The organism is Bacillus sp. BP-3 (assembly GCF_028401955.1).
Classification (GTDB): Bacteria; Bacillota; Bacilli; order Bacillales; family Bacillaceae_G; genus Bacillus_A.
In genome coordinates, this window is record NZ_JAQOTJ010000015.1 from 65,528 (window position 1) to 79,468 (window position 13,941).

12 protein-coding genes are annotated in these 13,941 nt (G+C 34.8%); 5 read left to right on the forward strand and 7 right to left on the reverse strand.

Annotated features, from left to right (window positions below):
• Positions 1 to 193: 193 nt before the first annotated feature.
• From PLX19_RS20085 to PLX19_RS20105, 5 genes are all read right to left on the reverse strand, one after another.
• The gene (locus PLX19_RS20085) at positions 194 to 1,117 is read right to left on the reverse strand and encodes a CobW family GTP-binding protein (protein ID WP_272190570.1); all 924 of its coding nucleotides are present in this window, start codon (positions 1,115 to 1,117) and stop codon (positions 194 to 196) included.
• 192 nt (positions 1,118 to 1,309) lie between these two features.
• Positions 1,310 to 1,513, reverse strand: coding sequence for a copper chaperone CopZ (gene copZ / locus PLX19_RS20090; RefSeq protein WP_272190571.1), 204 nt, complete (start codon positions 1,511 to 1,513; stop codon positions 1,310 to 1,312).
• A gap of 17 nt (positions 1,514 to 1,530) precedes the next feature.
• Positions 1,531 to 3,927, reverse strand: a complete 2,397-nt coding sequence (locus tag PLX19_RS20095) for a heavy metal translocating P-type ATPase (protein WP_272190573.1) — start codon at positions 3,925 to 3,927, stop codon at positions 1,531 to 1,533.
• A gap of 11 nt (positions 3,928 to 3,938) precedes the next feature.
• Entirely contained in the window at positions 3,939 to 4,250 is a 312-nt protein-coding gene (locus PLX19_RS20100; RefSeq protein ID WP_272190575.1) for a metal-sensing transcriptional repressor, read from the reverse strand.
• A gap of 219 nt (positions 4,251 to 4,469) precedes the next feature.
• The gene (locus PLX19_RS20105; protein ID WP_272190577.1) at positions 4,470 to 6,098 is read right to left on the reverse strand and encodes a multicopper oxidase family protein; all 1,629 of its coding nucleotides are present in this window, start codon (positions 6,096 to 6,098) and stop codon (positions 4,470 to 4,472) included.
• A gap of 456 nt (positions 6,099 to 6,554) precedes the next feature.
• Between PLX19_RS20105 and PLX19_RS20110 the strand changes: the two genes are divergently transcribed.
• The 5 genes from PLX19_RS20110 (at position 6,555) to PLX19_RS20130 (ending at position 11,825) form a co-directional block, all read left to right on the forward strand.
• Entirely contained in the window at positions 6,555 to 7,238 is a 684-nt protein-coding gene (locus PLX19_RS20110; RefSeq protein WP_272190579.1) for a response regulator transcription factor, read from the forward strand.
• A gap of 27 nt (positions 7,239 to 7,265) precedes the next feature.
• Positions 7,266 to 8,633 carry a sensor histidine kinase gene (locus PLX19_RS20115; protein ID WP_272190581.1) on the forward strand — a complete coding sequence of 456 codons (1,368 nt, stop codon included), beginning with the start codon at positions 7,266 to 7,268 and terminating at the stop codon, positions 8,631 to 8,633.
• A gap of 250 nt (positions 8,634 to 8,883) precedes the next feature.
• Complete coding sequence (locus tag PLX19_RS20120) at positions 8,884 to 9,447, forward strand: hypothetical protein (protein WP_272190583.1); 564 nt, start codon at positions 8,884 to 8,886, stop codon at positions 9,445 to 9,447.
• Positions 9,448 to 9,450: 3 nt separating this feature from the next.
• Complete coding sequence (locus PLX19_RS20125; protein WP_272190585.1) at positions 9,451 to 10,110, forward strand: PspA/IM30 family protein; 660 nt, start codon at positions 9,451 to 9,453, stop codon at positions 10,108 to 10,110.
• 419 nt (positions 10,111 to 10,529) lie between these two features.
• On the forward strand, positions 10,530 to 11,825 hold the full coding sequence (locus PLX19_RS20130; protein WP_272190587.1) for an Nramp family divalent metal transporter: 1,296 nt from the start codon (positions 10,530 to 10,532) through the stop codon (positions 11,823 to 11,825).
• 89 nt (positions 11,826 to 11,914) lie between these two features.
• Here PLX19_RS20130 and PLX19_RS20135 read toward each other — a convergent pair whose 3' ends face one another.
• Positions 11,915 to 12,811: a M23 family metallopeptidase gene (locus tag PLX19_RS20135; protein WP_272190588.1), complete on the reverse strand. Its 897-nt coding sequence runs from the start codon at positions 12,809 to 12,811 to the stop codon at positions 11,915 to 11,917.
• Between the two features lie 84 nt (positions 12,812 to 12,895).
• A complete protein-coding gene (locus tag PLX19_RS20140) occupies positions 12,896 to 13,936 on the reverse strand; it encodes a sensor histidine kinase (protein ID WP_272190629.1) in 1,041 nt (346 codons plus the stop codon).
• Between the last annotated feature and the right edge of the window lie 5 nt (positions 13,937 to 13,941).

Below are 13,941 nucleotides of genomic sequence, written 5' to 3' on the forward strand. Positions count from 1 at the left end.
TTATCAACCGCTACGATGAAACAAAATTTCTTGAAGTACCTCTAACTTCTCCAACCATTCCTAAATCCCTTCCAGTTCACTTATAAATATTCACTAGGTAAAGTTTATATCCTAAATTAAAAAGGGAATGACTAAAAAATAGCCCTTCCCTCATTATTAATATATTCATCTAAAAACAACCGTACACAAACCCTTACAATTCAATTTGCTCCAAAATTTCTAGTTCTTTCTTCAGTTTCGCTTTATCTAAATTCTCTCCAATCATTACAAGGTTCGTAGGGAAACCAAAATCCTGTTCCAATAAAGATGGCACACCAAATGAGTATTGCAGTAAAGTTGGGTATTTATCACCATGAAATTTCACAAATCCTTTTACACGATAAATTCCCTCAGGTAAATTAGAAAGCCACTCGTATAATTTGCCCTGATCAATTGATTTTGTAAATGGATAGGTCATAGTTTGAATATGTAAATGCTGTTTCACATGTAACTTTTCATGATTTTGATCACTTGCTAGCTTTATATCTTCGAAATCCTCGAAAGATATATTACAATACTGCGTTTCATATATTTTTGCATGGTTATTTATTAATGCTACTTCCTCAAAAATCCGTTTTTTATCTTCGTCTCTAAGTAAATCTGATTTATTGATAAGAATATGACTTCCAAACTTTATTTGTTCGTTTAAAAGTTGTTGTATGCTTTTACTTAATGTTTCCCGATTTAACCACCTGTTTGCATCTAATACAACAATAATGGACTTTACTTCAATATACGGAGCTAAAATAGGTGAGAGACAAGCGTCTAATACTTCAATCGGATGCGCAACGCCAGTTGTTTCTATATAAACCACATCCGGTCGCTCCTCTTGATATAAGGAATGTAGCTGAATTTCTAATTCATCTTTCATCGTACAGCAAATACAGCCTTTTAAAAGTTCTCTTAAAATATTTTCTCGTCCTACAATATCTGTATCTACGGAGTATTCACCTATTTCATTCATTAGTACTGCAACTTTTCGATTTTTCTTCTTTTCCGCTAATAAAAGATTTTGAAGTAGCGTTGATTTCCCGCTCCCTAAAAAACCACCTAAAATATGAATTTCTACTTTGTTCATATGTTTGACTCCCCATTTCTTTGTTACTACTTATACTTGCAACTACATTTAAAATACCGTTAAAAAGCGTAATTATTAAAACTTAAAAAGATTACATAATGCCGGTAACAGACACAATAACTATACTTTAACATACTAAAAGGCCACTTTTCATAAAGCGACCTTTTTGCTAAAAATTATTGAATCTATTTTTTATAGTACGTCATACCCTTGATCTTCAATAGCTTCTTTTATTTTTTCTACATCTACTTTTGCTTCATCATATTCTACATTTACAGTTCCCTCTTGTAACTGTACTTCTACATTTTGTACTCCTTCTAACTCTGTAAGTGCGTTTGTTACTGCCATTTTGCAATGATTACATGTCATTCCTTGTACGTTTAATGTGATAGTCATATTAAATTCCTCCATATTTATATTTTAACGCGTTTCAAGCGAAGTGCGTTCGTCACAACCGATACAGAGCTAAATGCCATCGCTGCTCCGGCTACCCAAGGTTCTAATAATCCAAATGCCGCAACAGGAATACCCACTGCGTTATAGAATAAAGCCCAAAACAAGTTTTGACGAATATTTTTCATCGTCTTACGACTTAACTCAATTGCTTTTGGTATATGTGATAAGTCACCGCCAACTAACGTAACATCTGCAGTTTCAATCGCTACATCTGCACCTGTTCCAATTGCCATACCAATATCAGATTTTGCAAGAGCTGGTGCATCATTAATACCATCACCTACCATCGCTACTCTCTTCCCTTGTTTTTGTAAATCCTCTACAATTTTAGCCTTATCCTCTGGCAATACTTCCGCAAATACATGGTCAATATGAACTTGCTTTGCAATCGCTTCAGCTGTACGTTGATTATCACCTGTTACCATGTATACTTCAATTCCCATGTGTTTGAGTGTTTGAATTGCATCCCTCGAACTTCCCTTTACAGTATCAGCAACAGCGATTATTCCAGCCATTTTCCCATCAATGGAGACAAGCATTGCTGTTTTACCTTGATACTCTAATTCTTTCAAGATTTCTTCCTGCTGTGAAATTTCTACAGATTGCTCATTCATTAATTTACGCGTTCCAACAAGAACCTTTTTACTTTCAATGTCCGCTTCGATACCATGACCTGGAATTGCTGAAAAGTGCTGTAACTCTTTCACTTGTATCTCATTTTGTTTTCCATACTCAACAATCGCATTGGCTAACGGATGTTCAGAAGCACTTTCCGCTGAAATCGCATAATCCAGCATACCTTCTTGAAATTCTAGTACATCGGTCACTTCTGGTTTTCCTTTTGTTACTGTTCCTGTTTTATCCAGCAACACTGCATTGATCTTATGCGTTCCTTCTAGATATTCACCTCCTTTAAAGAGAATACCCTTCTCTGCTCCTTTTCCCGTACCAACCATAATCGAAGTTGGTGTAGCCAAACCTAGTGCACATGGACATGCAATGACAAGAATCGCAATTCCTACTTCCAATGCTTTTGGTAAATCTCCTGGTGTTATAAAGAAATACCATACAATGAAGGCAACTACAGCGATCGCTACAACAATAGGAACAAAAATACCCGAAATGATATCTGCTAATCTTTGAATAGGTGCTTTAGATCCTTGCGCTTCTTCAACAATTTTAATAATGCCTGCTAATGCTGTGTCTTTTCCAACTTTCTCAGCTTGAATGGTCAGCATTCCATTTGCATTAATCGTCGCTCCAATAACAGAATCTCCTTCTTTTTTGTCCACTGGAATAGATTCTCCAGTAATCATAGATTCATCAACAGAAGATACCCCCGAAATCACGATACCATCTACCGGTATTTTTTCGCCGGGTTTTACAATCATGATATCTCCAATCACAACTTCTTCTAACGGCACTCGCACCTCTTGACCATTACAAACAACAAGTGCATCTTTCGCCTGTAAACTTAGCAATTTAGAAATCGCTTCAGTTGTACGTCCTTTTGCCAATGTTTCAAAGTACTTTCCAACTAAGATTAATGTAATCAAAACAGCACTTGTTTCAAAATAAAGATCTGGACTGTAGTTTGCATTTCCTAATGTTTTCAATGCCTCATATAGACTGTAAAAGTAGGCTGCTGCTGTTCCTAAGGCAACTAAAACGTCCATATTTGCACTTTTATTTCGAAGCGCGCGATAAGCACCTAAATAGAAATGCCCTCCAATATAAAACTGCACTGGCGTTGCTAATAAAAGTTGAAACCACGAATTCATAAGAATATGCGGCATTGGTAATCCGGTATCGAATGGCAAATGTCCAAGCATTGTATAAAGTAAAGGTAAGGACAAAAGAATTGAAATAATCAGTTGACGCTTTTTCGCCTTAATTATTTCTTCTTTTCTATCTGAACGCTTTTCATTCTCGTTGCGTATTTGCCCCTTATATCCAATTTTCTTTATCTTTTCGACAATACTTTCTGTTGAAACTAAACCTTCATTGTATTCGACAACGGCGCTATTGGTAGCTAAATTAACAGTGGCCTGTGAAACGCCTTCCATTTTATTTAATACTTTTTCAACTCGAGTGGCACAAGCTGCACATGTCATCCCTTCAATATCAAGAGTAACTTTTTCTGCCGATACACCATACCCTAATTTTTCAATTTTCTCTTTTATATCAGAAATTTCTTGCTGCGATGAATCATATTGAATACTCGCCTTTTCCATCGCTAAGTTTACGCTAGCTTCTACCCCGTCCATTTTATTCAGTACTTTTTCAATCCGAGTAGCACATGCTGCACATGTCATTCCTGTTATTCCAAGCGTAACATGTTTTTGACTTTCCATCTTATACCCTCCTATTTTGAAAATTGCTTAATTACGTTCATCAATTCTTGGATTGATTCATCTCCATTTCCCTCATGAATTGCCTTTGCAACGCAATGCTTTGTATGACGCTCCAATAAAGAAAAACCTACTTTATTTAATGCCGCATTTATCGCCGAAATTTGAATTAAAATATCAACGCAGTAACGGTTATCCTCAACCATCTTTTGTACACCACGCACTTGCCCTTCTATACGCTTTAAACGTTTCATCACACTTTGGATTTCCTCTTCTGTTCGAGGAACCATTTTTTGATCTATATGATTTCCTTCGCAATGATCCATTCCTATCACCTCATGTATTGTAATACCAATCTTTATATACATTATACGGGTAGGGGGTATATAACGCAACTGTTTAAGTGCCTATTTTTTGTATTTTTTTCAAGGGAATTAGATATCATGACCAAATAAAAAGCATTTTTCATACAACTAATCAATAAAGCAGCTATCAATGTAATAGCTGCTTTACGTTATTTTGCTACAAGTTATTTGAATTTAATATCACTCTGGCATATTAGGAATATTAGGATTCGGAACATAATCAGATTTATAACCTTTATATTTCACTTCTGTTACCATTCCCGCAGATGCATGATGCAAATCATGACAATGAAGCATCCATTCACCTGGATTATTTGCCACGAACGCTACTTCATACTCTTCTCCCGGTTTCAAATTTAATGTGTCTTTCACAACCGGAGAGCCTTCTATCGGTTTTCCATCTTTACTTAATATTTGGAAGAAATGTCCATGCAAATGCATTGGATGGTCATCTGTTTTAGAACGGTTTACTAATTTCACCTTTACTAAATCACCTTTTTTTACTTGAATTGGATCAATATTAGGGAATGTTTTTCCGTTAATTGTATAAACCATTCCATTTCCGTTCATTTCTGTATTTAAATCCATTTGATACGTTGCATTATATTGCTGATCTAATGTGAAACTCCCTAGTTTTTTATCACCATATTTCGTCATATCTAACTTAGGAAGTTTTTTATTTTCATCTGCCTTATCTTTCATTTCTTTGTTGCCATCATACTCAATTACAACTTTCATTCCTTTTACACTTTTTCCTTCTCCATGATCCTCAACATACCATTTCCCAGGGTTGTTCGCTGTAAATTCAATATCATAACGTTCACCGGGTGCAATCGATATCACTTCATCTTTCACAACCTTTGGATCATTAATTGGCTGTCCATCCGTTGCAATGACTTTAATATCATGACCATGAACATGGATGTTGTGCGATAAATAGCCCGCATTGATAAAGCGGAGCCGAACCTTATCTCCTTTTTTCACTTTCAGCGATTCAATTAAATCACCGCTTTTACCATTGATTGTGAATAAATCATACATACTCATATTATGACCTGTCATATTCATATTTCCATGATCCATTCCCGCCATGTTACTTGATTCTTTTTTATTACTTCCCATATCCATGCTTGAATGGTCCATGTTCCCATGATCCATACTAGACTTATCACCATTCGATTTTTTCGTTTTCTCTTTTGTCATTCCTTTTAACTGTTTATCAATTTCTTGTTTATCGGTTACCCATTCGTCTAACATTAACGTGTAATCTTTATCATATTTTTCATTCGTATCTTCTACAACAAGGGCACCATATAACCCTCGATCTAATTGATTAACAGAGTCTTGATGTGAATGATACCAATACGTCCCTGGTACATTTGCTTCAAATTCATACGTAAAACTTTTCCCAGGTTCAATTGCATCTTGCGTGACTCCAGGAATGCCATCCATATTGTTCGGAACAGGATACCCATGCCAGTGAATCGATACCGGTGCTAAGAATTCATTTTTCAAGGTAACTTTAACCTTCTCACCTTTTTTCACACGAATCTCCGGTCCAGGCGATGAACCATTAAATGTCCATACAGGGACAACAACACCATTACTTAATTTTTGTTTCTCTTCTTTCGCCACTAAAGTAATTTCAGGCCCCTTTATTACTTGTAATGGCTTTGTTGCTGTTTCAGTCTGCGTTGTCTTTTTATCACTCATATTTTTATGATCACTTGTTGTATTTGTGCCAGCAGAACATGCAGCGATGAAAGTAATGGCTACGATTGAAGCCAAAGTTAGTACTGTTCTCTTCATGAAAAACCCCTCCCTTAATTGTTCACGAGTAGTATATAGAACAATTGTCAAGAAATTATGGAGAGGAAAAATGAACCTAGCCATCAGCGGGGACTTTAACAGGCAGTTACCCTCCACCCATCTTCTTCGTATTCTTTATAATCCTAAAATTAAGGATTACCACTCGTTAATATAGAATAAAAATTAAAAACGCGTATCCATCTGCACAATTTATTCAATTTTTTTTAGTAAAATATATAATATTCTTATAAAGCCATTTTACTTTTTCAACATATAGGTCACTGCTATGTAGAATAAAACATAATCTACATTCGCTATCTTCCTTTATTTTAATCCTTGTATGTAGCAGAAAAAGGAACTGACCGCTTCTATGCGCGGTCAGATGCTCTCATCCTCTCCTAAAAAAGGAGTTTTTATGTCGGTTTTTCAATTTGCATTTACTTGAGGAGGACTTTAATGATTAATATTTTATTAATAGATGATGAACCACGTATGCTAGATTTACTATCATTATATTTAACCCACCGGGGGTATAACTGTACAAAAGCAACTTCTGGAAAAGAAGCAATTTCTTTATTAGAAGAAAAAGAATTTCGTTTAATTTTACTAGACATTATGATGCCAGGCATGAGCGGATGGGAAACCTGTAAAAGAATTCGCGAGCTTAATAGTGTACCAATTATCATGTTAACAGCCCGTGATGATACACAAGATGTTATACAAGGTTTAAAAAAAGGCGCTGACGATTATATCACAAAGCCATTTCACGAAGAAGAATTATTAGCTCGTATCGAAGCTGTTCTTCGCAGAACAAAACAACATTCTAGAATAGAGTTTAGAGGATTAATTTGGGACGAAGCAACACATACTGCTTCTATGTATAATAATGAACTACCATTAACACCCATTGAATTCTCACTACTCGGTTTATTTTTAAATAATGTAAATTACGTATTGAGTCGCGAACAACTTATTGAACGTATTTGGGGACATGCATCAGATACAGAGGATCGAACTGTAGATTCTCATATTCGTAACTTGCGCGAAAAATTACGAAAAGCTTCTTTTCCAATTCACCATCATCTCAAGACTATATATGGAATCGGGTACCGCTGGGTAAACGAAAAGAAAAATGGATGATTAAATCAAGGAGGCTCGTTATTTCTTATGAAGCGCATCTCAGTAAAATTTGGATTTTACTTTTTTATTTGTACCTTTTTAATTGAAAGCATTTTGTTTCTTTTATTATTTTACAGCTTAGTCAATTCACGAGTTCACGAAGAAGTAAAGTCCCTCCTTACTCGTGGAAATAATCACCGTGATGTATTAGAGAAATATTTTGATAATCAAACGATTTCTCATGTAGCACTCATGGAATCTGAAGCAGAAACAAAGGTTGTCATTACTTCGAAAAATGGCGAAATTTTAGCTAAATCAAGTAATGTAGATCATTCCATGGAAAAACATTTACATACAAAAATGTCCCCTGTTAGTAACAGTGGCACAGTTGTAGAAGATCATTGGAAAACATCTCCTTATATTTGTACAATTAGTCCCATTCAAGTTGGTAATGATACAAAAGGATATGTATACATGTTTTTAGGTACTGAATCTATTAAGCAAATGATTCAGCACTTAACATACCAATTCATAGTTGTTGGAGCCATTACTTTTATCCTTACTATTATAACTATGTTCTTATTGTCAAAACTTCTTACGAATCCTTTAATTAAAATGAAAAAAGCAACAGAAAAAATGAGTGAGGGAGATTTATCCGTATCTTTAAATATTCATAGAAATGATGAGGTAGGGGAACTAGCGCAGTCAATCCAAAAACTTGCAGATGACCTAAATTATATGAAAACAGAGCGAAGTGAATTTTTAGCTAGCGTTGCCCACGAACTGCGAACACCTTTAACATATATTAGAGGATACGCTGATATTATTATAAAAACTCCGGTATCTGCACAAGATCAAAGTCTTTATTTATCTATTATTAAAGAAGAAGCTGATCACGTAACAGGGCTTGTTCAAGATTTATTTGAATTAGCTAAAATAGAAAAACACACCTTTTCCATTTATGCAAAGGATACAAATTTATACGACTTATTAAAAAAAACAATTACAAAAATCCAACATTCCTATAATGATAAGAGTATGCGTATTATTTTCTCATGTCCAGAAAGCGTTGTTATTCCGCTTGATGAACAACGCTTTGAGCAGGTCATGCAAAATCTTTTAAATAATGCCTCTGCTCACTCTCCTATTCATTCTAAAGTATTCGTTACCGTTACGGAAAACAAAGAAAATATTACGATTACAATAGAAGATGAAGGCGAAGGCATTCCCGAACAACATCTACCTCATATTTTTGAACGATTTTATCGAGTTGATAAATCTCGAACTCGTGCAACAGGAGGGACTGGTTTAGGCCTTGCAATTGTAAAAGAAATTGTTGAATTACACGGCGGTAGTATTTCGGTAACAAGTGAATTAGGCCATGGGACTATTTTTACTATCCATCTAAAAAAGTAAAATCCACATAAAAAACTCGTCCACTATGTGACGAGTTTTTTCATTATTATGAGAATTTTTTTAGATATTCCTCATATTTTCATCATTTCCCTTTCATGCCCCTCTCACATCTACGTTTTACACTAATACTTATCAAAGATACAGCGAGGTGATAGCTTCAGACACAAGCTTTCAGATTTTGACTCTATTAACAGTAGTTCTAGATTCATTTTTTCTTGAAGCATCATGAATTATAGATGGAGGTGAACCTATGAAAAAGAAAAAGAACAAACGCAAAAAATGGTGTTGGCTAAAATGGATGTTGATCCTTCCTCTACTTCTTACTTTACTATTCTTTGGATTACATAGTTTGGAGTCAGAAAGATGGGATCATGAAAAGCACAAGAAAGCTGAATATGCGATTTCTCACGATAAAGAGAGACAAGCTTTCATGACAAAGAAAGAAGATTTTTCTGGATTCGAAAGACACACTCATCATGAAAGACATCATGAAAAGAGATTTGATGATCTATTCTTTGTACCATTCCTGCTAGAACTTGGCCTTATTCTTTTCGGTTGGTTAATTCTTTGCAAGTCTGAAGGAAATATGGCTAAAAAGTGGACAGGTATACTGCTCCTTATTATCGGTTTATTACCGCTCCTTCTAATTATTGTGCTTGTTGCAATGATTGCCTGGGCGTATAAAAAGGTTAAAGAAAAAAGAACGATAACGAGCGAGCATATAAATATTGACATGTATCATGTTTTGACAATGCAAAAACAGATAGATATTTTAGACCAATGGGAACGTACTATTCGTAAGGAGGAGAACTAAACGATGGGTATTCTAAAACGCATTAAAAATATTGTAATGGCAGATGTACACCAAACATTAGACAAACTTGAAAGCCCTGCTAGCATGTTAAAGCAATATTTAAGAGAAACGGAAGAACAAATTACAAAAGCACAAAAAGCGCTATCTCATCAATTTTATTTAGAAAAGAAATATGAAGCATTAATTTTAGAAACTGATGCTCTTGTCGCAAAAAGAACTCGTCAAGCTGGGCTTGCGGTATCACGTGAAGAAGATCATATGGCACAGCTAGCTTTACAAGATAAAATCATAAATGAGAAGAAAACTGCACTATATCGTGAACAGTATGAAGTAACAAAACAACAAACAGCTGCACTTTATGAACAAATTGACAAATTACAAGGGAAATATCAAGAATTACAATATAAAGAACTCGTTCTTGTTTCTCGATTAAATGCGGCACAAGCGATAAAAGAAAGTAATACGGCACTTGCTTCTTTCCATACGGAAAATGCAGCGAAAGGCTTCGCACGCGTTGAATCTTACGTAAAAAAGTTAGAAGCAGAAACTGCTGCTAGCAACTATTTTTATCAGTTAAAATCTCCTAATCAAACAGAGGTTTTAGACAAAGGTTTACAAGAAGAAGTTAAGCAAGAATTAGAGAAATTAAAAGAGAATAAGTAGATTCTTTTAACTATTAAGTATACAAAAGCCAATTACGCTCGAACTATACCCTATAAAATAGATAAAAAAGATGGTTTCGGTTTGACCCGAGCCATCTTTTTTCATTGCTAGCAATGAACATTGTAAACAGAAAGCATACTCCACACAGCAATCAAAACCTCTTTGCAAAAACTTTGTTGCTACTATTTTTAATACATTTAAATAGTTATGCCAAAACACTCTATTTCTTCAATACTTCCTAAATACTCGTTTTATCATTATATACATGAATAACCTAGCACTATTTTTCCTAATGTAATATAATTTGCACAAAGGCAAAATTTATGTTCAAATAAAAGAAATATAGTTTACGTATTTGCATTTACTAAAATAAATAAAACAAATTGCATCAAGTTAACAAGCAAAAGGGGAAACAAAATATGACAGAAAACACAAAAGAACGTGAACATCTTCCGCCTAATAATAGGACAATGCAATCGGCACAGTTAGCTTTAAGCGGTGAAACAAAAGGGTTGAAACGATTATTACCTTTTTTAGGCCCCGCTTTTATCGCGTCTGTTGCTTATATTGATCCAGGGAATTTTGCCACGAATATTGCAGCAGGGTCCCAATACGGTTATTTACTACTTTGGGTTATCCTTGTTTCAAATTTAATGGTAGTGCTAATTCAATCCTTATCAGCCAAATTAGGAATCGCCACTGGGAAAAATCTTCCTGAAGTTGCTCAGGAGCATTTTCCAAAACCTGTTTCCATTGGTTTATGGATACAAGGTGAATTAGTAATTATGGCAACTGATCTTGCTGAGTTTATCGGTGCTGCTTTAGGATTAAATTTATTATTTAATATTCCACTGCTACCCGCTGCACTCATTACAGCAGTAGGTTCATTCATTATTCTAGAGTTTCAACGCAGAGGATTTCGTCCACTAGAAGCAGTCATTACTGGCATGGTCTTTATCGTTGTTATTGCTTTTGGCGTCCAAGTGTTTTACGCAAAGCCAGAACTAAGTCCTCTTCTATCAGGGCTTTTCGTTCCTCACTTTCAAGGTGTAAATAGCATTTTACTGGCAGCAGGAATTTTAGGCGCAACCGTTATGCCACATGCAATTTATTTGCATTCTGCTTTAACACAGAGACGTGTAGTAGGAACAACAGATGCAGAGCGAAAACAAATTTTCCGCTTTGAATTTATCGATATTGTAATCGCAATGGTCATTGCTGGAGCAATTAATGCGAGTATGTTAATTGTAGCAGCTTCCTTATTCTTCAAAAATGGACTACATGTCGAAGATTTAGATGTCGCTTTTCATGAATTTGGCCATCTAGTCGGACCTGCATCAGCAGCTCTTTTTGGAATTGGTTTACTAGCTGCCGGTTTATCCAGTTCTTCCGTTGGTACGATGTCCGGTGATATTATTATGCAAGGATTTATCCGTATGCAAATTCCTTTATATGTGCGACGATTTATTACAATGGTTCCACCGCTTGTTATTATTGCATTAGGTGTGAATCCAACTCATGCCCTCGTAATGAGTCAAGTCGTTTTATCATTTGGAATTGCATTTGCATTAATTCCACTTATTGTCTTTACAAGTAAAAAAAGTATTATGGGTGGTCTTGTCAATCATCGTGTTACAACAGCACTTGCATGGATAATTGCCGTATTAATTATCGCTTTAAATATATTTTTGTTGTATCAAACATTTGTTGGTTAAGAAAAAAGAGAATGTCTACAACTCTAAATGATTAGAGTTGTATGGCATTCTCTTTTTTTGTTTTAGTATGTATAAGGAAAATAATGATTTCAAATTGGTGAAATGACATCGCCCATCGGTACATCCCTTCCACCTTCTATGCGGATCCCACCTTTGGGCATAGATTGTCCGTCTATATCGCGAAAATATAATGGTAATCCTTCAGTAAGAAACATACTCGTCTTAGATGGATCTTGCCGTTGATGATGAATGTGTAAATGCGGCTCACTAGAACTTCCAGAGTTACCAACACGAGCAATTACTGCTCCTTCTTCTATGTGTTGTCCTGCCCTCACTTTGACAGATCCCTGTTTTAAGTGAGCAAGAACAAGATATGTTCCTGTCTCATCTAACCGTATATAAATATGATTACCTACCATAGACTTAAAATTCTCATTTCCTGGTGTTAAATCAGCTTCTGAATCTTTTACAGATATCACCACTCCTGAAGCAGGCGCTATTACCTCCACTCCGTATATGCCATAATCCTTTAATTGTGAACTTGTTACTCCTTTTTGTTGAGCAATAAAATCATACGCCCAACGTTGATTTGGCTCGATAGCATGGTAATTTGTTTGAAGTCGATCTCCTCCCCACCCTATCCGAACAGTTTCATTAAACGGAAGTCGAATTGTTACTTTCGGTGTAGCCAAATCAACATTTATTGGATAAGCGATTTGTCCAATTCCAACAAACCAGCATGCCGGCCAAGCAGCTGCTGTGGATAGAATAAAAATCGTAACGGTTGTTTTATGTATTTTACTTCTAGAAAACCATTTACCCACTATTACACATAATGTAATTATTACAATAACGAAACCTACTATACTAAAAGCTTGCATTCCCCACCAAGCAAAAACAGAAACAATACCAGTAGCTAAATAAACAGAACACCACCCTACCACTAATACTGTAATAAAAATCATTATTATCCATTTCTTCCACATCGTATTCCCTCCATTTGTCATGTCTCATATTAAAATCGTACAAAATAATAATTACGACATTTGAAAGAAATACTTACAAATCTCTTACAGTTTTATTGAATATTGCGGCAAAATGAGTGTAAATACTGTTTCCTTGTCATCGCTACATGCGGTAATATCACCTTTATGTATATTGGCAATGCTTTTAGCAATAGCAAGTCCCATTCCTTTTCCACCAGTATGAGCACTTCGTGACTTTTCTCCCCGATAAAATTTTTCAAATATATAAGGGATATCTTCTTGTGAAATTTTCTTCCCATAATTTTTAAAGCTTATCCTAACATCCCTATCCTCCTGAAAAATTAGCACATCAATTTTCTTTCCAGATTTCCCATAAAAAATGCTGTTGCTAATTACATTTTGCATTAATCTTACTAGTAAACTGATATCAGCTTCTATTTGTAAATCTTGATTACACTCTATATGAAAGGTCATTCTTACCACTTCTAATTGGGGAATAAAATCAATCATAACTTGTTCTACTAATTGTTTAGCTCCTACTATTTCTTTATGTAACTGAATTTCTCTATAATTAATATGACAATATTCAAGTAAATCATCTACTTGATTTTTCAATTCATGGCTTTTACGTTTTACAACTTCTACATATTGCTGACAGTTCTCTTTGTTCATATCAAGATCACGTTCTATTAAATCAACATAACCAATTAACGATGTTACTGGTGTCCGCAAATCATGAGAAATATTACTAATCATCTCATTTTTCATCTTTTGTGCGGATTTCTCCTTTTCAATTGAACCTTTCAAACTGTTTGTCATTTTATTAATATTTGTTGCAAGTTGTCCTATTTCATCATTCTTCATTGTCTGTATCTGTACATCTAAATTCCCCATGCTAATTTCTTTCACATTTTGATTAATTTCTTCTAATCTCGTTATCATATTCTTTGATAATAGATAGAAAAAGAATGAAATGAAAATAAGAAAAACAACAAAATATAGAAAAGAATACTTCTCCTCTAATTCCGCTGTATTTTCATATACATGATTAATAGCATTTTGAAAGAACACAATACATAAAGTCGCTAATACAATACTCCATATAAAAATGAAAAAAAGCTTCATTCTTA